The organism is Stenotrophomonas sp. YJH_SMC_36, assembly GCF_059369935.1.
On sequence record NZ_JCAFTD010000003.1, the window covers coordinates 286519 to 308193 of the forward strand.

Sequence of the window (21675 nt, forward strand, 5' to 3'; positions counted from 1 at the left end):
ACAGCAGAATGCGCACAGCGCCGACCTTGCCACCCGCATCGAATGGCGGCAGGCTTGCTGGATGTCCAATATTCTTTCGCCGCTGTCCGGTTTCGCCTTCATTGGCGAACCGCTGGAGCGCGCCGATGCCCTGCGCGAAGATGCCGATGTGCTGGCACGCCTGTGGCCGGATGCGCGGGTTCTCGTGCTTGACCAGGACGGCAGTGCCTTCACCGGTGCTGATGACCAGCCACTGGCGCTGACCGGCGCCGACATCGGGGGCGGCCCCGGTGCCGCGATCTTCCTGGGTCTGCGGGGTGAGCAGGCCTGGTTCTCGGTGGAAGCGTCCGCGGTTGCCGTCACTGCGCCTGGCCGGCTCGACCTGCGCCAGGCGGCACTGCTGTGGCCGGTGGCCGATGCGACCGCTTTCAGCTACGCGCGCGGCATGTCCTACTGGCATTCGCGCACGCGCTTCTGCGGCGTCTGCGGGGGGGCGGTGGCCTTTGCCCGCGGTGGCTTCGTTGGCCGCTGCGGGCAGTGCGCGACCGAACACTATCCCCGGGTGGACCCGGCGGTGATCGTCGCGGTGGAAAACCAGGGCCGGTTGCTGCTGGGGCGGCAGTCCAACTGGGCGCCGCGCCGCTATTCGGTACTGGCGGGTTTCGTCGAACCAGGCGAGACCTTCGAACAGACCGTGGTGCGGGAAGTGCACGAGGAGAGCCGGGTGCGCATCACTGCCTGCCAGTATCTCGGTTCACAGCCCTGGCCGTTCCCGGGCGCGCTGATGGTGGGGTTCCGCGCGCAGGCGCAGGACGATGTGCCGACCGTGGATGGCGAACTGGAGGATGCGCGCTGGTTCAGTGCCGACGAGGTGGGCGCGGCGCTGGCACGTGATGTCGAAGATGATGGCCAGGGCATCCGCCTGTCGCCGCCGATCTCGATTTCGCGGGGGCTGATCGAGCACTGGTATCGCCAACAGCGGGGTTGAAGAACGCACCGGCCTGTCAGAACGGCGGCGACCATTGCCGCCACCTGAACACGGCCCGGGTTACAGTGCGGCAGACCGCTGATGGCGGCGTCGCGACGGGTAAGGTAGCGACGCCGAGCGCCTTGTTTCGTAGGGAGACCTGCCATGTTCACCACTCTGGCTGCCGTGCTGGTTGCACTGGCCCTGGGCCATGTCGCCCCGGCCGCTGCCGCCTCGCTGCGCCGCTTTGACAGCTTCCGGCGCTGGCTGGGCTGGCTGGATGCGCACGGCGGCAAGGCCTGGCAGGGCCCCATGGGCGTGGTGCTGGCGCTTCTGCCGCCGCTGGTGTTGATGGCGCTGCTGGCCTGGCTGCTGCGGGGCGTGCTGTTCGGGCTGCCCTCGTTGCTGCTGGGCGTGGCGGTTCTGGCCTGGTGCTGGGGGCCGCGCGACCTGGACCGTGACATCGAAGCGATCATCGATGCCGATGACGCACCGACCCGGCAGGCGGCCGTGCGCCATCTGCAGGCGGCCGGTGGCAGCCTGCGCGAGGATGTACCCTCGCTGGTGGAGGCGACCGTACTCAATGCGCTGCGCCGCTGGTTTGCGGTGCTGTTCTGGTTCCTGCTGCTGGGCCCGGTGGGCGCGCTGGGCTATCGCCTGCTGGCGCTGATGTCCGAAAGCCCGATGCGTGCACGCGTACCGGTGGAACCGCTGGCAGTGGCCCAGCGCCTGCTGGGCTGGATCGAATGGCCGGTGGCACAGTTGATGGCGTTCTCGATGGCACTGGTCGGCAACTTCGACACGGCGTGGAAGGCATGGCGGCAAGCGCATGGCGAGCGCCTGGTCGGAGGCATCGGATTCCTGGGTGCGGTGGCGCGGGCCAGCGTCAATGCCGAGCTGCGCGAGGACGCGCATGACTACACCGAGGCGGGCCTGCTGCCGGTCTGGCAACGTCTGCCCGACCTGCGCGATGCCATGAGTCTGGTGTGGCGGATGCTGCTGCTGTGGCTGGCGGTGCTGGCCGTGCTGGTGATCGCCGGCTGGGTGACGTAGCCGCTGGCCAGGCGCGTGCGGCCTGACCGCAGCACGCTTCGCGACGCGCCTGGACGCGAAGTGGGAATCTAGACCGGCGCCAGTGCGGTGAACGGTGCCCACGGCAGGTTGCGCAGCAGTGCGTAACCGGGCAGCAGCCACAGCCAGAACATGGGATTGGCCAGAATCCGCATCAGCGGATCAAGCACACGCGGGCGGATGCCGGCGATGTTCAGCAGCATCAGCAGCAGCAGGGGCAGGCTGATGACCAGCAGCGGGTTCATCGCCATCGCGCCGGCCAGATCGAAATGGACCAGCGAGTAAAGGCAGCGCGTGCTGCCGCAGCCGGGGCAATACAGGCCGGTGAGTGCGTAAAGCGGGCAGCCCGGCAGGGGATTGCCGGCCACGTATGGGTTGACGTTGCGCAGCACCACGGCCGCGCCAGCGGCCAGGCCGGTGGAGGCCAGCAAGGGTGCCCAGCGGGCGAGCCGGGAAGGAAGAGCGGACACGATCAGGCGAAGACGGATCCGGCGCGGACGCCGCCGGATCCGTCCGCAGGCCTCAGTAGCTGCCGTTGCTCATCGCGCCGATGCCACCGAGCACGACGAAGAACAGCACGTACAGCACGACCATGATGACCCAGGCGATGGCCGACCAGATGGCCCACTTCTTGGCCTTGGCGGACGAGTCCTGGGCACCGGCGATATCGCCAGCGGCCAGCTTGCCGTTGACCTGTGCCGCATAGACGATCGACACGATGCCGACCGGCAGGCAGCAGAGCAGGGTGCTCAGGATCGCCCAGACCAGGTTGTTCGGGACCTGCGGAGTAGCGGTATTCATGATTCAAGCTCCTTGATGGGTGGTGGTGGATCAATGGTCGGAAAGAGCGCCCAGTGCGGCCAGGCCGCCGAAGAGCCCGAACCACAACAGCAACAGGACCGGCAGGGCCGCGGCCGAAGCCGCCGCCCACCAGCCCGCCTTGCGTGACGCGCTATAGGCTCCCGCCAGATCGCCGGCCGCGCGGCGGCCATCGACCTGGGCGGCATACACGATCGACACCACGCCCAACGGCAGGCAGCAGAACAGCGTCGTCAGGATCGCCCACACCAGATGGTTGGGGATGTAGACCGGACGGCCGAGTGGTGGCGGTTGATTCAACGTGAGACTCCATTCCTTGGTGGCCGACCGTAGTGAACGGGCCGGACCTCCCCCCTGTGGGTGCGTAATCTACCGCAACCTGCGTCGCATGTATGCGTTTTCAGCCCGGCAATGACGGGCACGGCACTGACGTTGTCGCATGTGGGGCGGATGGCCCGGCTATGCGCGAACGGAGGGATTCCGTCAGGCGTGATCGCCGCGAAGGGCGCGGACCTGGGCTTCCAGTGCCGGCGCGTCGGTGCTGCGACCATCGATGGCAGGCGCCGCCACCACCTCGACGGTGGCGCGGAAGCGGCGCGGAACCCGCATGCGGCCAAGCCGGCTGTCGCGCCGGCTCCACATGCTCGACCACATCCCGCGCAGGGCCATCGGCACCACCGGCACCGGCCGGCGTTCGAGGATCTTCTCGACGCCGGACTTGAACGGCGCCATCTGCCCATCGCGGGTGAGTGCTCCCTCCGGGAAGATGCAGACCAGCTCACCCTCGGCCAGCGCCGCATCGATCTCCTCGAACGCGCGCTGCATCAAGGCCTCGTCCTCGCGAGCCCCGGCAATCGGGATGGCCTTGGCGGTGCGGAAGATCCAGCGCATCACCGGGATGTTGAAGATCCTGTAGTACATGACGAAGCGTACGGGGCGCGGAATCGTCGCCGACAGGATCAGTGCATCCATGTAGCTGACATGATTGCAGACGATCAGTGCTGCGCCTTCATCCGGCACATTGGCTTCGATGCCATGCGGGCGCAGCCGGTACAGGGTGCGCACCATCACCCAGCTCAGGAAGCGCATCAGGAATTCGGGGACGATGGTGAAGATGTAGATCGCCACCACGGCATTGGCGATCGCCAGCGCCAGGAACAGCTGCGGGATGCTCCAGTGCAGCAGTTCGCGCGCGGCCAGTGACAGCAGTGCGGCGGACACGATGAAACCGGAGTTCTGGATGTTCAACGCGGCGAACACGCGTGACATCTGCGCCTTCGGCGTGCGGCTCTGGATCAGGGCGAACAGCGGAACGACGAAGATGCCGGTGAACAGGCCGATTCCGACAAGGTCGATGACGATGCGCACGCTGCCGGGCTGCTGCAGGAACTGGGAGATGCTCAGCCCCTGCACGGTGGCCTCGCCGCTGCGGGCGAAGTACAGATCGAGCAGGAACGCGGTCATGCCGAACGCGCCCAGCGGCACCAGGCCGATCTCCACTGTGCGCGCCGACAGCCTCTCGCACAGCAACGAGCCAACGCCGGTGCCGATGGAAAACAGCGCCAGTGCCAGCAGGTACAGCTTGGGTTCGCCGCCCAGGTTGGCCAGCGCATAATTCGGCAGCTGCGAGGTCAGCACGGTGCCGACGAACCAGAACCAGGACACGCCCAGGATCGCGTTGCGCACCGCCTTCTGCTGGCGCGCCATGCGCAGCACCACCAGCGACTCGGGCAGCGGGTTCCAGTTGATCTTCAGGCCCGGGTCGCCGGCATCGACCCTGGGAATCAATCGCGCCGCGATGTTGCCGCAGACCGCCAAAGCGATGACCAGCGATGCCGCGAACACGGGCCCGTGGCTGCCGGCCAGCAGGAACACGGCGCCGCCGATGATCATCCCTGACAGGATCGAGATCGATGTGCCCATCTCCACCAGCCCGTTGCCACCGGTCAGCTCCTCGGGTTTGAGTACCGAGGGCAGCACCGAGTACTTCACCGGACCGAACAGGGTCGACTGCATGCCCGTGCAGAACAGCGCCACCAGCAGGAACGGCAGGTTCTCGGTGAGGAAGCCGATCGCTGCCAACGACATGATCACGATCTCCATCGTGGTGGTGATCACGATCAGCCGCGACTTCTCCAGTTTGTCGGCGATCTGCCCGGCCAATGCCGAGAACAGGAAATAGGGAAGAATGAAGATCGCTGGCGCCAGCGTGGTGTACAGCGAACGCTGCTCTTCGGACACGCCCAGGTAGAACAGCAGGCCGATGATGGCCTGCCGGTATACGTTGTCGTTGAAAGCGCCCAGCGCCTGCACGATGAAGAACGGCAGGAAGCGGCGCTGGCGCAGCAGGGCGAACTGGTTGTGACCGGACATGGAATCTCCTTGACCGGCGCAGCCTAGCATTCCTGCCCGCCGGCCGGGCCCGGATCCAGTGCTGCCGGGCGGCGGTCAGGTCAGGCTGCGTACGGCCTCGTTGGCGGCGGCACGCAGCTTCGGCAGCAGGCGCAGCACCAGCGCCATCTGGGTGCGGATCAACTGCAGCTTCGGTGGCATCACGTCCTCGATCTGCTCCAGCTCCGCAGCGACTGCGCGGTCGGCATCATTGTCATCCTCCGCAACCGCCTGCCGTGCGGCCAGCGCGCCGGCCAGCTGCTGCAGCGCCTTGCGCACCCGGTCGCCGGCGGCCAGTGCCAGCGGGTCGCCGGCGTAGCTGTCGACCTGGTCGCGGTGGGCACCCAGTGCCGACAGATGACCGAGCAGGGTGTTGGACAACGCGAGGAAGTGGAAGCCGGCATCCAGGTTGCGGCGTACATGGCCGGGCTCGCGCAGCATGTTCGACAGTGCAGTGGACAGCGCCGCGTCGGCATTGTGCATGTCGCGGCGGGCGATGCGGTAGGCCAGGTCATCGTGCATGCCACTGCGGTACTGGCCCAGCACCGCATCCAGGTAACGCGCGGCGGTATCCAGTACCCGTGACAGGACCCGATGCAGCTGACGTCCCTGCCAGTCCGGCAGGATCAGGAAGGCGGCCGCGGCAGCGATCGCACAGCCCAGGATCGTATCCACCATGCGCGGCACGATCAGCACGAAGCCATCGCCGATCAGGTTGAAGCAGGTCAGCGCCATCACCGTGATCGCGGCCGAGGCCACCAGGTAGCGATCGGTGCGGGTGAAGAAGAACAGTAGCGCCGACAGCAAGGCGATCAGCAGCTGCACGTGCAGCTGTGGGAACAGCTGCAGCAGCGCCCAGGTCAATACCAGGCCGGCCAGGGTGCCGACGATGCGCTGTGCCAGGCGCTGGCGCGTGGCGCCGAAGTTCGGCCGGCACACGAAGACGATGGTCAACAGCACCCATGAACCGTTCTGGGCATTGAACAGGCGGATCGCCAGGAAGCCGGCGATCAGCGCCAGCGCCATGCGCAGGCCATGGCGGAACAGCACCGAGCCGGGCGTGAGCTGCTGGCGCAGCCGTACCCCCATCTCGCGCAGGGTGTGCGGGTTGCTGTCGCGCAGGCGCGTGTCGACATTGTCCAGGCTGGCCTCGGAGCGTTCGGCGTCGAGCAGCCGGCGCTCGATGCTGCGCAGGTTGTGCACCAGCAGATCCAGCGAACCGAGCAGGCGCTGCCATTGCGGGCGCTGCTGGTCGCGCAGGTAGGCCAGCGCGTCGGCGAGGTCGCGTCCGGCCTGCTGGTTGCTCTCGCCATACACGAACGGGCGGCGCAGGCGGATGGCTTCGCCCAGACGCGCGCAGGCCTGCCCCTGCAGATCGAGCAGGCGCTGGCAGCGGTACAGCACGTCGCTGTGGAAGAACGCATCCACCAGTGCGCCATAGGGATAGTGCGAGGAGCTGGCGCGCTCGTGGAAATCCTGCGCCATGTAGTACAGGCGCAGGTACAGGCCGGAGTTGACCCCGGGCCGGCCGGAACGGCCGAAGCGCGCAAGGATCGCCGTCTTTGCTTCGTTCAGGGCTCCCACCACACGCCGGTTCTGTTCGGCCAGATCCAGCTGGCGGCGCTGCAGGTCGGCCTCACGCACCGGCTCGAACAAGGCGGCTTTCAGCTGCAGGTAGCGGCCCAGTTCCTGGTAAAGACGGGCCACGCGTTCGCGCACCGGGCGGTTGGCGAACAGCGCGGTCCAGACGATGGACAGCAGGCCATACCAGACTGCACCGGCCAGCAGGTGGCTGACCGCATGCAACGCACGTGGCAGATCTCCGGCGCCGCCATGCTGTTCCAGCCCGATCATGGTGTAGATGGCCAGGGTCACCGTGGCCTGGGCGATGGAGGCGTAGCGTTCGCCCAGAGCGCCCAGCAGGGTCAGGCCGAAGGTGGACAGCGCCAGTGCGCCGATGAACAGCCACGGCCACGGGAACAGCGCGATCACCGAGGCGGCGGCGATGCAGAAGCACAGCAGCGACAGCAGCACCGCCTTGGTGCGGCCCCACCAGTTGTCGTCGGTTTCGGCGATCGCGCTGGCGATGATGCCAAGGAACGCCCCGGGCAGCGCGGGGAGCGCGTCCAGCTGCCAGCACACGGCCATCGCAGCCGACAGGGCGATGAACACGCGCAGGCCATAGCTGGCTTTCTCGTGTGCCCACAGGCGGCTGAGGCGGGAATGGGACGCGGACATGCAGGCTCGGGCGGCGGATTGCCTCCATTATGGCGGTGTGCGCGTGGGTGCGGTGTTCAATGTGCGGACCCACGGTCCGCACCCGCACAAGCCGGGTTACATCTCCCAGCGCACGCTCACCGCGAAGGTGCGCGGCAGGCCGACGCCCGCGTTCGACCAGTACCTGCGATTGGCCAGGTTCTCCACGCTGGCGCGCAGGGTGACCGGGTGCCCCGACGCCATCAGGCGGTAGCCCACACCGGCATTGACCAGGGTGTAGTCGGGCAGCTTCAGGGTATTGTCGGCGTCGTACCAGACATCGCCGTAGTAGCGCACGGCAGCATAGGTTTCCAGTCCATCGACCCACGGCAGCTGGTAGCTGGCATGCAGCACACCGCTCCAGCGCGCGGCGCCGACGGTGCGGTTGCCTTCCTGCGCGGCATTGTCGGGCGACAGCCTGTCGTAGGTCGGGTCCAGCCAGGTCACGCCGCCACCCACGGTCAGCGCATCGGTCAGGTGCAGGTCGGCGCTGGCTTCCACGCCTTCGTACAGGGTGATGCCATCCTGCACCAGGCGCAGGCCGGCGTCGGTGGGCTGGTCGATGTTGGCACCGCGTTCCAGGCGGAATGCGGCCACGTTCGCATTCCAGCGCGAGGCTTCTACCTTGGCGCCGACCTCGTACTGCTTGCTGATGGTCGGACCCAGCACATCACCGGCGTTGATGTAGGGGTTGCCCACGCGGCTGCCGGCTTCCAGCGATTCAATGTAGCTGGCGTACAGGGTCACGGCCTCGCTGGGCTTGAACATCACCGCATAGGTCGGGGTGACCGGGTAGGTGTGGTAACGGCCCTTGGTCTCGAAGTCGTTGTAGCGCCAGCCGGCCAGCACCGACCAGCCCCCGCCGAAGTCCACGGTATCGCTGGCGAATACGGCCTGCTGCACGGTTTCATCGCCGCGGGTCATCACCCGCGAACCCACCGCGTCGTGGCGGATGGCCGAACGCTGGTACAGGTTGGCGCGACCAATGGTGTTCCACTCGTAGGGGCGGTCCCAGCCCAGCCCGGTCTGGTGGCTGACGCCGGCCACCAGCTGGTGCTGCAGCGGGCCGGTGCGGAAGCCGCCCTGCACCAGCGCCTGCGCCAGTTTCCATTGGCTCTTGCCGCCCAGCTCATACACATTCACGTTGTAGTCGCCGTTCGGATCATCGATGTAGGCGAAGATCTTGTTGACGTCGTTCCAGGAGGTGGTGACGCCGTAGCTCAGGCTGGCCTTCCAGCCGCTGTTGATCTGCCAGGTGAACGCCGTGGACAGCAGGCTGGAACGGGTATCGTAGTAGGTGCCCGGCACGCTGTTGTCGACGTCGCCGGCAATCGGCCGCGGCAGCGAGGTCATGCCGATGAAGTAGTACTGCGGCGACTCTTCGCTCAGGTCGCGGGACTGGAACACGCCGTCGAAGGTCCAGGTGAGCGCATTGCTCAGGCGCGCCTCCAGCGACAGCGCGCCGACCTTGCGGTCGACATGGCCGCCGTTGAAGGTTTCGCCCTTCTCCTGATACGCGTTGAAGCGATAGCCGAACATATCTTCGTTTCCGAAGCGGCCACCGGCATCGACACCACCACTGATGATGGCCTGTTCGCGCCAGCCCAGCTGCGCCGAGAAGGCAGGGGTATCGGTCGGCTTCTTGGTGATGTAGTTGACGATGCCGCCGGGCGCGCCGAAGCCGTACAGGAAGCCGCCGGGGCCCTTCAGCAGGTCCACCTGTTCCATCACTTCCAGCGGCCATTCGGTGCCCCACGAGGATACCTGCAGACCGTTCACGCGGTAGCTGTCGTAGTTCAGATCGATGCCGCGGTTGCGGATGGGCGAGCTCCAGCCGCTGGCGTAGGCGCTTACCTGGGTGGTGACCGATGGATCGAACAGGAAGGCTTCGCCCAGCGATACGACCTGGCGCTGCTCGAGCTGTTCGCGGCCGACCGCAGTAATGGCGAACGGGGTATCGCGCAGGGCACGGTCACCCAGCGCGCCGGCTTCGGTGTGGGTGCGTTCGCCGACCACCTTGATGGCGTCCAGGTCGGTGGCGCTGCGGGCATCAGCCGGGGCTTGCGCATGGGCTGCGCAGGCGGTGGACAGGGCGGCGGCCAGCAGGGCCAGGCGCGGGGTGCGGAACGAAGGCATCGATCGGATTCCTCGGCGGACGGCCACAGGCCATCCACCCATGGTTGGGGGAAGAGGCAGTGGCTGGGATCACGCAGGCTGTCCGTGAACTGGGAGCGGGGCGCCGCAGGGGCGCAGGACCATGGCTGGTTGCGAATTGTTCTCTTTTCGTTACAGCGCGTCAAACCGTGAGCGTCGCCCGGGTGGTAGCGGCGCGCCGGGCGTGGCCCGGCGCTACCGAGGCTAGGCGCGCTGCGCGCGCTTGAGCAGTTTCGCCTCGCGCCTGCGCGCGCGCCGCGCCCGCCAACGCTCGGCCAGGCAGGAGAAGATCACGTACAGGGCCGGCGTGCTGAGCAGGGTCAGACTCTGCGAGAACAGCAGGCCACCGATCATCGCGATGCCCAGCGGCCGGCGCAGCTCCGACCCTTCGCCCAGGCCGATTGCCAGCGGAACCGCAGCCAGGATGGCCACCATCGTGGTCATCATGATCGGCCGGAAGCGGACGATGCTGGCCTCGCGTGCGGCCTCGCGCGGGGTCAGTCCGTGCTCGCGCTGCGCCACCAGCGCGAAGTCGATCATCATGATCGCGTTCTTCTTGACGATGCCGATCAGCAGCACCAGCGCGATCATCGAGATGACCGACAGCTCGGTGTTGGTACCGAACAGGGCCAGCAGCGCGCCTACGCCTGCCGCCGGCAGCGTGGACAGGATCGTCACCGGATGGATCAGGCTTTCGTACAGCATGCCCAGCACCAGGTACACGGTCAGGATCGCCGCCAATACCAGGATCAGCATGTCGCTGGGATCGGAATTGAAGCCAAAGCCTGCATCGTCGGCCAGGCGGATGTCGCCCGGCATGCGCATGCCGGCCACGGTCGCATCGATGATCGCCTTTGCCTCGCCCATGCTGACGCCGGGGGCGAGGTTGTAGCTCAGGTCCATCGTCGTGTACTGGTTCTCATGCGTGATCTGCGAAGGCGCCAGCCCCGGTACCTGGGTGGCCACCGCAGTGATCGGCACCATCTCGCCATTGCCTGCGCGCACATGGACCTCGTCCAGTGCGGTGGGGGTCGCCGTCTGCGAAGGCAGGGCATTGACCACGACGCTGTACTGGTTGATGTCCGAGTAGATCGTCGAGATCTGGCGCTGGCCGAATGCACCGTACAGCGCACCGTCGATGGCACCGACCGAGACGCCCAGTCGCGCGGCCTTGGCGCGGTCGATCACGATGTTCTGGCGCAGGCCGGCGTTGTCCACGTCGGTGCCGACATCGCGCAGCTTGGGATTCTTCTTCAGTTCCGCCTGCAGCTTCGGCAACCACTCCTGCAGCGCCGCCAGATCGTTGCCCTGCAGCGAGATGCGGTACTGCGCGCCCTGGCTGGAGCCGCCGCCGTCGTTGCTGGGCAGATCCTGGATGGCGCGCAGCCGCAGCTGCAGGTCGGGATAGCGGTCGGCCTTGGCGCTCAGTCGCGCCAGTGCGTGCGCGGTGGTCTCGCGGCGGCCTTCCTTGCGTGACTTCAGTTCGACATTGAACTGCGCGCTGGAACCCTGGCGGCCACTGCCCAGGCGCACGCCGACGGTCTTCACCGCCGGGTCGGCCATCAGCATGTCGGTGATGCGGCGCTGGCGGTTGACCATGTCCTCGAAGGACACGGTCGCGCTGGAGTTGGCGCGGCCCCAGATGAGCCCGGTGTCCTGTGGCGGGAAGGCGCCCTTCTTCACCGCGCCGAACAGGAAGACGGTCACGCCGATCAGGATCAGCGGCGTGAGGGAGAGCAGCAACGCGTGGCGCAGGGAGAAATCGAGGAACACCGTGTAGATGCGCAGCATGCGTTCGTGGCCGGCGTCCAGCCAGCGGCCCAGGCGCGAGGGTGCCGCGCGATGGTCGTGCGCACTGAGGAACCGGCTGCACAGCGCCGGCGTCAGCGTCAGCGAGACGATCATCGAGACCACGATCGCCGCCACCAGGGTGACGGTGAACTCACGGAAGAACGCGCCCATCATGCCGCTGGCGAACAGCAGCGGGATGAACACCGCAACCAGCGAGGCGGTAATCGAGACGATCGTGAAGCCGATCTCGCGTGCGCCGGTGAACGCTGCCTGCAGGCGCGGCATGCCTTCGTCGAGGTGGCGCATGATGTTCTCGATCACCACGATCGCATCGTCCACCACGAAGCCGATCGCGATCACCAGCGCCAGCAGGCTCAGGTTGTTCAGGGTGAAGCCCAGCGCATACATCACCAGTGCGGCGCCGGCCAGCGACAGCGGCACCGTCACGGCCGCGATCAGGGTCGGGGCGAGCCGGCGCAGGAACAGCGCCATGGTCAGCACCACCATCGCCAGGCTGATCAGCAGGGTGATCTGCACTTCGTGCAGCGACGAGCGGATCGTCGGCGTGCGGTCGAAGTATGGCGTCATCGTGGTGCCCGGCTGCAGGTAGTCACGCAGCGTCGGGATCTGCGCCTTCACCCGGTCGACGGTCTCCACGATGTTTGCGCCGGCGCGGGTAAACACATACATGACCACCGCGGGCTTGTGGTCGAACCATGCCGCCTGGTAGGCGTCCTGCTGGCCGTCGTAGACGTTGGCGACGTCCTTCAGGCGGATGACCCGGCCGTCGCCTTCGGTCTTCACCACCAGGTTGGCGAAGTCTGCAGCGCGGGCCACCGAATCGTTGGTGATGATCGCGGTGGTGGAGTTGCCATCGCTGAGGAAGCCGGTCGGCGAGGTCACATTGGCCGCGCGCACCGCGTTGCGCAGGTCGTCGGCGGTCAGGCCCAGCGCGTTCATCAGCCGCAGGTTGACGTCCACGCGCACTGCCGGCGTCGACGCGCCGGCGATGTCCACCGAGGCCACGCCGCTGATCTGGCGGATGCGCTGGGCCAGCAGCGAGTCGGCCACGTTGTACAGCTCATCGGCCGACTGCGTCTGCGAGGTCAGTGCGATGGCGATCACCGGGTCGTCGTTCGGATTCGCCTTCTGGTACATCGGCGAGCCCATGCCCGAGGGCAGATCGGCCTGCGCGGAATTGATCGCGGTCTGCACGTCCAGCGCCGCCGAATCGATGTCACGGTCGCTCTGGAAGATCATGAACACCAGCGAGCTGCCTTCCGAGCTCGACGAGCGCATGCGGTCGATGCCCGGCAGCTGGCCCAGATGACGCTCCAGCGGTGCGGTGACCGTGGAGGCCATCGTCGCCGCGTCGGCACCGGCCTGGCTGGCGTGCACGAAGATCACCGGAATCTGGATGTTCGGCAGTGCCGAAACACCCAGCCTCAGGTAGCAGATCAGGCCCACCATGAACAGGCCGATGGCCAGCAGGGCGGTACCGATCGGGCGGCGGATGAAGGGGCCGGACAGGTTCATCGCGCGGCCCCCCGCAGCAGCGGGGCAGGGGTCATGCCTGCGGCTCCTGCAGCGTGCCCTCGCGCAGTGCGCGTTGCTCGCGGCGGCGCGCCAGCCACTCGGAGAAGCGCTCCATGTACAGGTAGATCACCGGCGTGGTGTACAGCGTCACCAGCTGCGAGAGCAGCAGGCCGCCGACGATGGCGATGCCCAGCGGACGGCGCAGTTCCGAGCCGATGCCGGTACCCAGCGCGAGTGGCAGCGCGCCGAGCATGGCCGCAGCCGTGGTCATCATGATCGGGCGGAAGCGCAGCAGGCAGGCGCGGCGGATCGCTTCATGCGCGTTGGCACCGGCGCGGCGTGCTTCGATCGCGAAGTCCACCATCATGATGCCGTTCTTCTTGACGATGCCGATCAGCAGCACGATGCCGACGATGCCGTCCACCGACAGGCTCAGGCCACACAGCATCAGCGCCAGCAGCGCGCCGACGCCTGCCGGCGGCAGGGTCGAGATGATCGTGATCGGATGGATGTAGCTCTCGTACAGCACGCCCAGCACGATGTAGATGACCACCAGCGAGGCCAGCAGCAGCCACACCACATCGGTCTGGCTGCCGGTGAACTCGGCGGCCTTGCCGATGAACTCGGCATGCAGGTGCGCCGGCATGTCCAGACTGTCCTTGGTCTCCTGGATCGCGCGTACCGCTTCGGACAGCGAATAGCCCGGCGCGACGTTGAACGAGACGGTCACGGCCGGCAGCTGCTGCTGGTGGCTGACCACCAGCGGGGCGCTGGTCACCTGGCCTTCGGCCAGCGCCGACAACGGAATGATGTTGCCGGCACCGACCGTGATGCCGGTGTTCTGCGCGCCGATGCCGGTGGCCGTGGAGGAGTTGGAGGAGGTGACCTGGCCGAAGCTGGTGGCGTTGGTGCCGGTCAGCGCGCCAGCACCGTTGGAGGCTACCGCCAGCTGCTCCATCAGCGCGGTGCTGGTGCGGAACTCCGGTGCCACTTCCAGCACCACGCGGTACTGGTTGAGCTCGGTGAAGATGGTCGAGATCTGGCGCTGGCCGAACGCATCGTAGAGCGTGTCATCGATGGTCTGCATCGGCACGCCCAGCACGCTGGCCTTGTCACGATCGATCGTCAGCTGCAGGGCACGGCCCTGGTTGGACAGGTTGTTGTCCACGTCGGCCAGCTCCGGCCGCTGGCGCAGGGCCTCGGTCAGGCGCGTGGCCTGGGTGGCGACGGTGGCCGCGTCCACGTCCGACAGGGAGTACTGGTACTCGGTCGCGGCCACGCGGGTGTCGAGGGTGACGTCCTGCACCGGCTTCAGATACAACGCTACGCCGGGAATCCCGGCGACGGCCTCCTGCAGGCGCGGCAGGATCCGGTCCAGCCCATCACGCTGGCTGCGCTCCTTCAGCACGATCGACAACTGGCCCTGGTTGAGCGTGGGGTTCATGCTGCCAGCGCCGATGAAAGCCGACACGCCAGTCACATCCGGATCCTTGCGCAGCGCTTCGGCCACCTGCCTGGTGCGCTGCTCCATCTGCGGGAACGCGATGTTCTGGTCGGCCTGCACCACGCCGGTGATCAGGCCGGTGTCCTGCTCGGGCAGCAGGCCCTTGGGAATCAGCACGTACAGCAGAACGGTCAGCACAAGGGCGCCGCCGGCCACGGCCAGGGTCAGGCGCTGGTGGTCCAGCACCCAGTCCAGGCTGCGCTCATACAGGCCGACGGTGCGGCTCCACACGGTCTGCTTGCCGGCCGCGTGCGCCCGTTCATGCGCGTCCTCGCCTTCCGGCAGCGCGTCGGGCTTGAGCAGGTAGGCGCACATCATCGGGGTGAGCGTCAGCGAGATCAGCATCGACAGCACGACCGCGATGCTCAGCACCCAGGCGAACTCATGGAACAGGCGGCCGGTGACGCCGGGCATCAGCAGCAGCGGCAGGAACACTGCCACCAGCGATACCGTCAGCGACAGCACGGTGAAGCCGATCTGGCGCGCACCGATCTCGGCCGCTTCCTTGCCGCTCTTGCCCTGCTCGATGTAACGGACGATGTTCTCGATCATGACGATGGCATCGTCGACAACGAAGCCGGTGGCGACCACCAGTGCCATCAGCGAAAGGTTGTCCAGCGACATGCCGGTGAACGCCATCACCGCGAACGTGCCGGCCAGCGACAACGGTACCGCCACCGAAGGAATGATCGTGGCCCACAGGCGGCGCAGGAACACGAAGATCACCGCCACGACCAGGCCGATGGTCAGTACCAGGGTGAACTGCACTTCGTGCACGGAGGCGCGGATGGTCTCGGTACGGTCGTTGAAGATCTCCAGATGCACGTCGGCCGGCAGCACGCCCTGCAACTGCGGCAGGATCGCGCGGATGCGCTCGACGGTCTGCACGATGTTGGCGCCCGGCTGGCGGCGCACTTCGAGAAGGACAGCCGGCTTGCCGTCGGCCCATGCGGCCAGCTGGTCGTTCTCCACGCCGTCCACCACCGCGGCCACGTCCGACAGCCGCACCGGGCGGCCGTTCTTGTAGCTGATGATGGTGTCGCGGTATTCGGCGGCACTGGACAGCTGGTCATTGGTGCCGATGCTGTAGGACTGCGTCTTGCCGTTCAGCGAGCCCTTCGGCGCATTGACGTTGGCCTGGGTGAGCGCGCTGCGCAGTTCTTCCAGGGTCAGGCCCATGTTCGACAGCTGCGCCGGATTGACCTGGATGCGCACCGCCGGGCGGACATTGCCGGCGATCGACACCAGGCCCACGCCCTGCACCTGCGACAGGCGCTGGGCCAGGATCGAATCGGCGTAGTTGTTGACCTCCCGCAGCGGGCGCGTGTCCGAGGTGAGCTTCAGGGTGACGATGGCCGCATCGGCGGGGTTCACCCGGTTGTAGACCGGCTGGTAGGGCAGCGACGAGGGCAGGGTGGCCTGGCGGATCGCCGCCTGCACGTCCTGCGCGGCGATATCGATGTCGCGGTCCATCGAGAACTGCAGGATGATCGTCGACAGCCCGGCCGACGAATCGGACGTCATCAGGTCCAGGCCGGAGATCTGGCCGAACTGCCGCTCCAGCGGGGTGGTGACCAGCGAGGCCATCGTGGTGGCATTGGCACCCGGGTACTGGGTGGTGACCACCAGGCTGGGCGCATCGATTTCCGGCAGTGCCGACACCGGCAGCTTGCGATAACCGAGAATGCCCAGCAGCAACAGGCCCGCCATCAGCAGCGAGGTGGCGATCGGGCGGCGGATGAAGATCGTCGAAAAGCCCACGGACTGATCCTTGCTGGCGCTTCAATGGCAGCGCCGGCGTCGATGCCGGCGCGAAAGGAATCGGTGGCCTGCGCTCAGCGCGGGCCACCACCGCGGCGGCCTGCGCCGCCACTCTTCTGTTCGGCGGCCTTCAATTCGGCCTCGGTTGGTGCAGCCGGGGTCTCACCGGGCTTCAGGGCCGTGACCTTGCTGCCGGGCTTCAGGCGGAACTGGCCTTCACTGACCACCCGCTCGCCGCCCTTCAGGCCCTCGGCGATCTGCACGTGGCTGTCGCCCACTTCCACGCCGCTGCGCACGGTCTGCATCTTCACCGTGTTGTCGCCCTGCACGACGTAGACATACTCGCCGTCCGGGCCACGCAGCACGGCCTGGGTCGGAATCACCACGCCGCCGCCGATGGTGCGCAGCTGCATGCGCACATTGACGAACTGGCCGGGCCACAGGCCGTTGTCCGCATTGTCGAACACCGCGCGTGCCTTGAAGGTGCCGCTGTCGGCGCTGATCAGGTTGTCGACCACATCGAGCTTGCCGTCGCCGGACAGCACGTGCGAATCGGCACGGTCCAGCGCGGCCACCGGAACGCTGCCGGCCGCCTGTGCCTGGCGCACATCGCCGAGCTGGCGTTCGGGCAGGTTGAACAGCACGTGGATCGGGTGGATCTGGGTCAGGGTGACCAGGGCGGTGCCCGCGTTGACCACGTTGCCGGCATCGACTGCACGGATGCCGGCGATGCCGGAGATCGGCGCAGTGACCTTGGTGTACTGCAGCTGCACCTGCGCCGAGCGCATGCTCGCCTCGTTGGCGGCCACTGCGCTTTCGTACTGTGCCACTTGGTTGCGTTGTGTATCCAGATCGGTCTTGGCGACGTACTGGCGGTACTCGGGGGCATTGGAGCGCTGGTAGTTGGAGCGCGCGGTCGCCAGCAGCGCCTCGTTCTGGCGCTTGGCGGCAGCGGCCTGGTCATAGCTGGCCTGGGCGGTACGTGGGTCGATCACCGCCAGCACGTCGCCCTGCTTCACTTCCTGGCCTTCGCGGAAGTTCAGGCTCATCAGCTGGCCGCCGACCTGAGGGCTGACCGTGACGGTATTCATCGCGGTGACCGTACCGAGCGCACTGGCGTAGACGGGCACGTCCTGGCGCACGGCGTCGACCACGGTCACCGGTACCGGTGCGGCATCGGCGTCATCGCCACCTTGGCCGGCGGCGACGCCGGGCCTGCCGGCCTTGTCCTTGCCACCGCCCAGCACGCGCAGGCCCACCACGGCCAGCACCAGTACGGCCACGACCAGCAGCACGATCTTCCAAACACGTGACATTCAAGGACTCCAAGAGGGCTGGACGGGCGGGGCCCGGTGGGCAATGCGCAAAGCATACCTGTGCCACATCACGTTTCCTGCATGACGGATGGGACGGGCGCTAGGACCGGTGCCGGCCGTGGAGGTTCCCGTAAAGGCAGCGTTGCCCTACATTCAGGTGCAGAACCCTGCCGTGGAGTACCGAAATGCGCCGTTCGTTGCTGCTGTCCGCCCTGATCCTGGCCCTGCCGGCCCTTGCCCATGCCCAGGACGGGCAGCGCCCCGAGGTGACCGCGGCCGCACAGCGGCTGCAGGCCAAAGTGGTGGAGTGGCGCCGTGATTTCCACCAGCATCCGGAGCTGTCCAACCGCGAAGTACGGACCTCGGCCGAGGTCGCCAAGCACCTGCGCGCAATGGGCCTGAAGCCGAAGACCGGCATTGCCCATCATGGCGTGGTGGCGATCATCGAAGGCGGCAGGCCGGGTCCGAAGATCGCCCTGCGCGCCGACATGGACGCGCTGCCGGTGACCGAACAGACCGGCCTGCCGTTCGCCTCGAAGGCGACCGATCAGTACCGCGGGCAGACGGTGGGCGTGATGCATGCCTGCGGCCATGATGCCCATACCGCCACCCTGCTGGGTGTGGCCGAGGCGCTGGTGGCAATGAAGAAGGACCTGCCGGGCCAGGTCATGCTGATCTTCCAGCCGGCAGAGGAGGGCGCGCCGCCGCCGGAAGAAGGCGGTGCCGCGCTGATGCTGAAGGAGGGCCTGTTCGCCGACTTCAAGCCGGAAGCCGTGTTCGGCCTGCATGTGTTCTCCAGCGTGCAGGCCGGTCAGATCGCCGTGCGTGGCGGTCCGCTGATGGCCGCCTCGGACCGCTTCGGCATCAAGGTGATCGGTCGCCAGACGCATGGCTCCGCGCCGTGGAACGGTGTCGACCCGATCGTTGCCACGGCCGATCTGGTCGGTACCGCGCAGACCATCGTCAGCCGTCGCGCGAATCTGTCCAAGCAGCCGGCGGTGCTCACCTTCGGTGCGATCAACGGCGGCATCCGCTACAACATCATTCCGGACGAGGTGGAGATGGTCGGCACCATCCGCACGTTCGACGAGGGCATGCGCCAGCAGATCTTCGCCGACCTGCGCAACGTCGCCGAGCACACTGCGGCCGCGCACGGGGCAAAGGCGGTCACCGACATCTACGAATCAGAGGGCAACCCGGCCACGGTCAACGATCCGGCGCTGACGGCGCGCATGCTGCCGAGCCTGCAGGCGGTGGTGGGCAAGGACAACGTGTACGAACCGCCCCTGCAGATGGGCGCGGAGGACTTCTCGCTGTATGCCAAGGAGGTGCCGGGCATGTTCTTCTTCGTCGGCTCCACCAGCGTTGGCATCGATCCGGCGACGGCACCGGCCAATCATTCGCCGAAGTTCCTGCTGGATGAGAAGGCGCTGGACGTGGGACTGCGTGCACTGCTGCAGGTGAGCCTGGACTACCTGCATGGTGCCGGCACCCCGGCAGGGTGAGGCTTTGCGGCAGGGCTTGCAGCCCTGCACCCCTGAAGCAACGGCAACGTCAACGGCAAAAGCGGTGCTGGATTTCTGTTGGTTGGGCGGGGCGGTGTGGGCCTGCAGGACACGCCGTAAACCCGTCCATGGGGGCTCGATGGCGCCATCCATGGCGCCAACGGTCCTGCAGGCCCACACCGCCCCGCCCCCGACAGGTTCACGCGGCTGCTGGTAGGTGTCGACCTTGGTCGACACAGGCAGACATCGGGAATGTCTGAAGGATTGGCTTTTGATTTTGATTTTTCTGATCTTTCCCGTGGTGGTGGCTGCGTGCAGGGAACTGTCAGGGGCCGGGTGGGTAGGCGGGGCGGGGGTGTCCGCGGCATGGATGCCGCGGCCAAGCCCCCAAGGACGGGTTTACGGCGTCCCCCGACCCGCCTACCCACCCGGCCAAGCCGATAGACCGCCTTCCACGACCAACCGACAAAACCACCACGGAGGGGCTCCGCCGTTGGCCGGCCCGGCCGGAGGCCCGGCCCCGTCGCGATACAATGGCCCCATGAACACCCCCCAGGATTCCAGCCTCGGTCGCGAGGTCAGTTACCCGTCGCAGTACGATCCCGGCCTGCTGTTTCCCATCCCCCGCCGCGCCGCCCGCGCCGAGATCGGCCTCGACGACACCGCGCTGCCGTTCGTCGGCCATGATCGCTGGCATGCGTTCGAGCTGAGCTGGCTCGACCCGCGTGGCAAGCCGCAGGTGGCCGTCGCCACCGTGCAGGTGCCCTGCACCTCGCCGTGCCTGATCGAATCGAAGTCGTTCAAGCTGTACCTGAATTCCCTCAACAGCACCCGCATCGACAGTGCCGAGGCACTGCATGCGCGTCTTGTCGACGATCTGTCAGCCTGTGCCGGCGCACCCGTGCAGGTGGCGTTCGGCCTGCCCGAACTGCGCCCGGTACCGCTGGGCGAATCCATCGACGGCCTGGACCTGGAGATCGACTGCTACGGCCCCCCGCAGGCGGACTTCCTCTCGGCCGACGCTGCGCAGCCGGTGGAGGAGACCTTGGTTTCCGCGCTGCTGAAATCCAACTGCCCGGTTACCGGCCAGCCGGACTGGGCCACGGTCAGCCTGCGCTATCGGGGGCCGAAGATCGACCGGGCCGGCCTGCTACGCTATCTGGTGAGCTACCGCGAGCACGCGGAATTCCACGAGCAGTGCGTGGAGCGGATCTTCAGCGAGGTCTCCGCGCGCTGCCGGCCGCAATGGCTTGAAGTGGAAGCGCGCTACACGCGTCGCGGCGGCCTCGACATCAATCCATGGCGCGCCAGCCCCGGCATTGCTGCCCCGGCCGCGACCTACCGCGAGCTGCGCCAGTAACCGCCGCAGGCGGTTACGGTAGCGCCGGGCCACGCCCGGCGAGCGCAGCGGGCCCACCAACCCCTCGCAGGCGGTTGCGGGTAGCGCCGGGCCACGCCCGGCGAGCGCAGCGGTCCCAGCCACCGCCGCCGGGCATGGCCCGGCGCTACCGGTGGAGCAGCGGGCAGGGGGTGTCCATCTCCCGATTGTTCAGCCCCCCCGGGGGGCGGCTTCACATCTGCACCATCCCCATTTAACAACCGCCATGGCACCGTGCGAACCACGTAGTCATGCAGACGGGAGTTGTGGATGAGTACCGAGAAGAAAGCTGATTTCTCCGGCGTCAGCGCCAGCGTCGACAGTACCGCCCAGCAGGCACCGAAGGCGGACTTCTCCGGCGTCAGCGGCTCGGTGGACAGCACCGCCGAGGTGGTCAGCGGCGGCACCTACACCGTGCAGAAGGGGGACTCGCTGTCGAAGATCGCCAAGGCGCATCTTGGCGACGCCAATGCCTGGAAGAAGATCTTCGAAGCCAACCGGGACGTGCTCGATGACCCGGACAAGATTTTCCCTGGCCAGACCCTGAAACTGCCACCGAAGTAAGCCGGCCGCGCCCGCACGCCATCCGACAATCCTGGGAGGAACACCGAATGATCAAGACCACGCCGCTCCAGACCGCCCTGCTGACCGCCCTGTTGGGCAGCGTCGCCCTGGTGGGTTGCAAGAAGAAGGAAGAGTCGACCGACAGCAATGCAGCGCCCGCTGCCACCGCCCCGGCCGAAACGGCCCCGGCACCGATGACCGGCGCGCCGCCGCCGATGTCTGAGGCGGCAGTAGCCGTCTCCTCCGTCTCCGTCGGCAAGACGGCGGCAGCGGACAAGTCTGTCGCTCCGGCAGCACTGTTCGCGCCGAAGGACGATGTGATCGTGTCGGTCCGCACAGACGGTGCTGCCAACAACGTCAACGTCGGCGCCAAGCTGACCTTCCAGGACGGTCAGGTCGCCGGCGAGCAGAATGCCACGCTGAACACCAGCGGTGCCGAGACCACCAACATCACCTTCAAGAATGCCAATGGCTGGCCGGCCGGCAAGTACCGCGCCGAAGTCATGGTTGATGGTAAGGCGGCCGGAACGCCGCAGGAGTTCGAGGTCAAGTAAGTCCTGCCGACTCTCTCCCGGCAGGGCTCACGATGGACGCAGCCGCGAGGCTGCGTCTTTTTTTTTGCGTGACACCCCCAGCCGGGTGAATCACTGCGTTGCAGTACCGGCGCGTATGGCGCGGCTTTG

15 protein-coding genes are annotated in these 21675 nt (G+C 67.2%); 6 read left to right on the forward strand and 9 right to left on the reverse strand.

The window, feature by feature from the left end:
- Positions 1–61: 61 nt before the first annotated feature.
- On the forward strand, positions 62–967 hold the full coding sequence (gene nudC / locus AC5P76_RS07925) for an NAD(+) diphosphatase (RefSeq protein ID WP_065174519.1): 906 nt from the start codon (positions 62–64) through the stop codon (positions 965–967).
- Positions 968–1111: 144 nt separating this feature from the next.
- Positions 1112–1999, forward strand: a complete 888-nt coding sequence (gene ampE, locus AC5P76_RS07930) for a regulatory signaling modulator protein AmpE (RefSeq protein WP_053515600.1) — start codon at positions 1112–1114, stop codon at positions 1997–1999.
- 68 nt (positions 2000–2067) lie between these two features.
- Here the strand turns inward: ampE and AC5P76_RS07935 are convergent, their stop codons facing one another.
- The 9 genes from AC5P76_RS07935 to AC5P76_RS07975 form a co-directional block, all read right to left on the reverse strand.
- Positions 2068–2487 carry a DUF2752 domain-containing protein gene (locus tag AC5P76_RS07935; protein WP_053515602.1) on the reverse strand — a complete coding sequence of 140 codons (420 nt, stop codon included), beginning with the start codon at positions 2485–2487 and terminating at the stop codon, positions 2068–2070.
- A 52-nt stretch (positions 2488–2539) separates the two neighbouring features.
- Positions 2540–2818: a CD225/dispanin family protein gene (locus tag AC5P76_RS07940; RefSeq protein ID WP_065174386.1), complete on the reverse strand. Its 279-nt coding sequence runs from the start codon at positions 2816–2818 to the stop codon at positions 2540–2542.
- 30 nt (positions 2819–2848) lie between these two features.
- Complete coding sequence (locus AC5P76_RS07945) at positions 2849–3136, reverse strand: CD225/dispanin family protein (RefSeq protein ID WP_053515606.1); 288 nt, start codon at positions 3134–3136, stop codon at positions 2849–2851.
- 183 nt (positions 3137–3319) lie between these two features.
- Positions 3320–5209, reverse strand: coding sequence for an MFS transporter (locus AC5P76_RS07950; protein ID WP_445394056.1), 1890 nt, complete (start codon positions 5207–5209; stop codon positions 3320–3322).
- A 75-nt stretch (positions 5210–5284) separates the two neighbouring features.
- On the reverse strand, positions 5285–7465 hold the full coding sequence (yccS, locus tag AC5P76_RS07955; RefSeq protein ID WP_065174388.1) for a YccS family putative transporter: 2181 nt from the start codon (positions 7463–7465) through the stop codon (positions 5285–5287).
- A gap of 96 nt (positions 7466–7561) precedes the next feature.
- Positions 7562–9619, reverse strand: coding sequence for a TonB-dependent siderophore receptor (locus AC5P76_RS07960; RefSeq protein WP_478452326.1), 2058 nt, complete (start codon positions 9617–9619; stop codon positions 7562–7564).
- 222 nt (positions 9620–9841) lie between these two features.
- Positions 9842–12964, reverse strand: coding sequence for an efflux RND transporter permease subunit (locus AC5P76_RS07965; RefSeq protein ID WP_065174390.1), 3123 nt, complete (start codon positions 12962–12964; stop codon positions 9842–9844).
- Positions 12965–12995: 31 nt separating this feature from the next.
- Positions 12996–16229 (reverse strand): efflux RND transporter permease subunit, encoded by a 3234-nt coding sequence (locus AC5P76_RS07970; RefSeq protein WP_053515615.1) that lies wholly within the window; start codon positions 16227–16229, stop codon positions 12996–12998.
- Positions 16230–16303: 74 nt separating this feature from the next.
- Positions 16304–17545 (reverse strand): efflux RND transporter periplasmic adaptor subunit, encoded by a 1242-nt coding sequence (locus AC5P76_RS07975; protein WP_053515617.1) that lies wholly within the window; start codon positions 17543–17545, stop codon positions 16304–16306.
- A 185-nt stretch (positions 17546–17730) separates the two neighbouring features.
- Between AC5P76_RS07975 and AC5P76_RS07980 the strand changes: the two genes are divergently transcribed.
- The 4 genes from AC5P76_RS07980 to AC5P76_RS07995 all read left to right on the forward strand — a co-directional run bounded on the left by AC5P76_RS07980 (position 17731) and on the right by AC5P76_RS07995 (position 21546).
- Positions 17731–19050 (forward strand): M20 family metallopeptidase, encoded by a 1320-nt coding sequence (locus tag AC5P76_RS07980; RefSeq protein ID WP_053515620.1) that lies wholly within the window; start codon positions 17731–17733, stop codon positions 19048–19050.
- Between the two features lie 541 nt (positions 19051–19591).
- The gene (gene queF / locus AC5P76_RS07985) at positions 19592–20410 is read left to right on the forward strand and encodes an NADPH-dependent 7-cyano-7-deazaguanine reductase QueF (RefSeq protein ID WP_065181541.1); all 819 of its coding nucleotides are present in this window, start codon (positions 19592–19594) and stop codon (positions 20408–20410) included.
- Between the two features lie 288 nt (positions 20411–20698).
- Positions 20699–20992, forward strand: coding sequence for a LysM peptidoglycan-binding domain-containing protein (locus AC5P76_RS07990; RefSeq protein ID WP_053515622.1), 294 nt, complete (start codon positions 20699–20701; stop codon positions 20990–20992).
- Between the two features lie 47 nt (positions 20993–21039).
- A complete protein-coding gene (locus AC5P76_RS07995) occupies positions 21040–21546 on the forward strand; it encodes a hypothetical protein (RefSeq protein WP_053515624.1) in 507 nt (168 codons plus the stop codon).
- Positions 21547–21675: the final 129 nt, after the last annotated feature.

Excerpts from the sequence above, each read along its gene's own strand:
- nudC (WP_065174519.1), top strand. The coding sequence starts at position 62 with ATGTCCAATATTCTTTCGCCGCTGTCCGGTTTCGCCTTCATTGGCGAA.
- ampE (WP_053515600.1), top strand. The coding sequence starts at position 1,112 with ATGTTCACCACTCTGGCTGCCGTGCTGGTTGCACTGGCCCTGGGCCAT.
- AC5P76_RS07940 (WP_065174386.1), bottom strand. The coding sequence starts at position 2,818 with ATGAATACCGCTACTCCGCAGGTCCCGAACAACCTGGTCTGGGCGATC.
- AC5P76_RS07950 (WP_445394056.1), bottom strand. The coding sequence starts at position 5,209 with ATGTCCGGTCACAACCAGTTCGCCCTGCTGCGCCAGCGCCGCTTCCTG.
- yccS (WP_065174388.1), bottom strand. The coding sequence starts at position 7,465 with ATGTCCGCGTCCCATTCCCGCCTCAGCCGCCTGTGGGCACACGAGAAA.
- AC5P76_RS07960 (WP_478452326.1), bottom strand. The coding sequence starts at position 9,619 with ATGCCTTCGTTCCGCACCCCGCGCCTGGCCCTGCTGGCCGCCGCCCTG.
- AC5P76_RS07965 (WP_065174390.1), bottom strand. The coding sequence starts at position 12,964 with ATGAACCTGTCCGGCCCCTTCATCCGCCGCCCGATCGGTACCGCCCTG.
- AC5P76_RS07975 (WP_053515617.1), bottom strand. The coding sequence starts at position 17,545 with ATGTCACGTGTTTGGAAGATCGTGCTGCTGGTCGTGGCCGTACTGGTG.
- AC5P76_RS07980 (WP_053515620.1), top strand. The coding sequence starts at position 17,731 with ATGCGCCGTTCGTTGCTGCTGTCCGCCCTGATCCTGGCCCTGCCGGCC.
- queF (WP_065181541.1), top strand. The coding sequence starts at position 19,592 with ATGAACACCCCCCAGGATTCCAGCCTCGGTCGCGAGGTCAGTTACCCG.
- AC5P76_RS07990 (WP_053515622.1), top strand. The coding sequence starts at position 20,699 with ATGAGTACCGAGAAGAAAGCTGATTTCTCCGGCGTCAGCGCCAGCGTC.
- AC5P76_RS07995 (WP_053515624.1), top strand. The coding sequence starts at position 21,040 with ATGATCAAGACCACGCCGCTCCAGACCGCCCTGCTGACCGCCCTGTTG.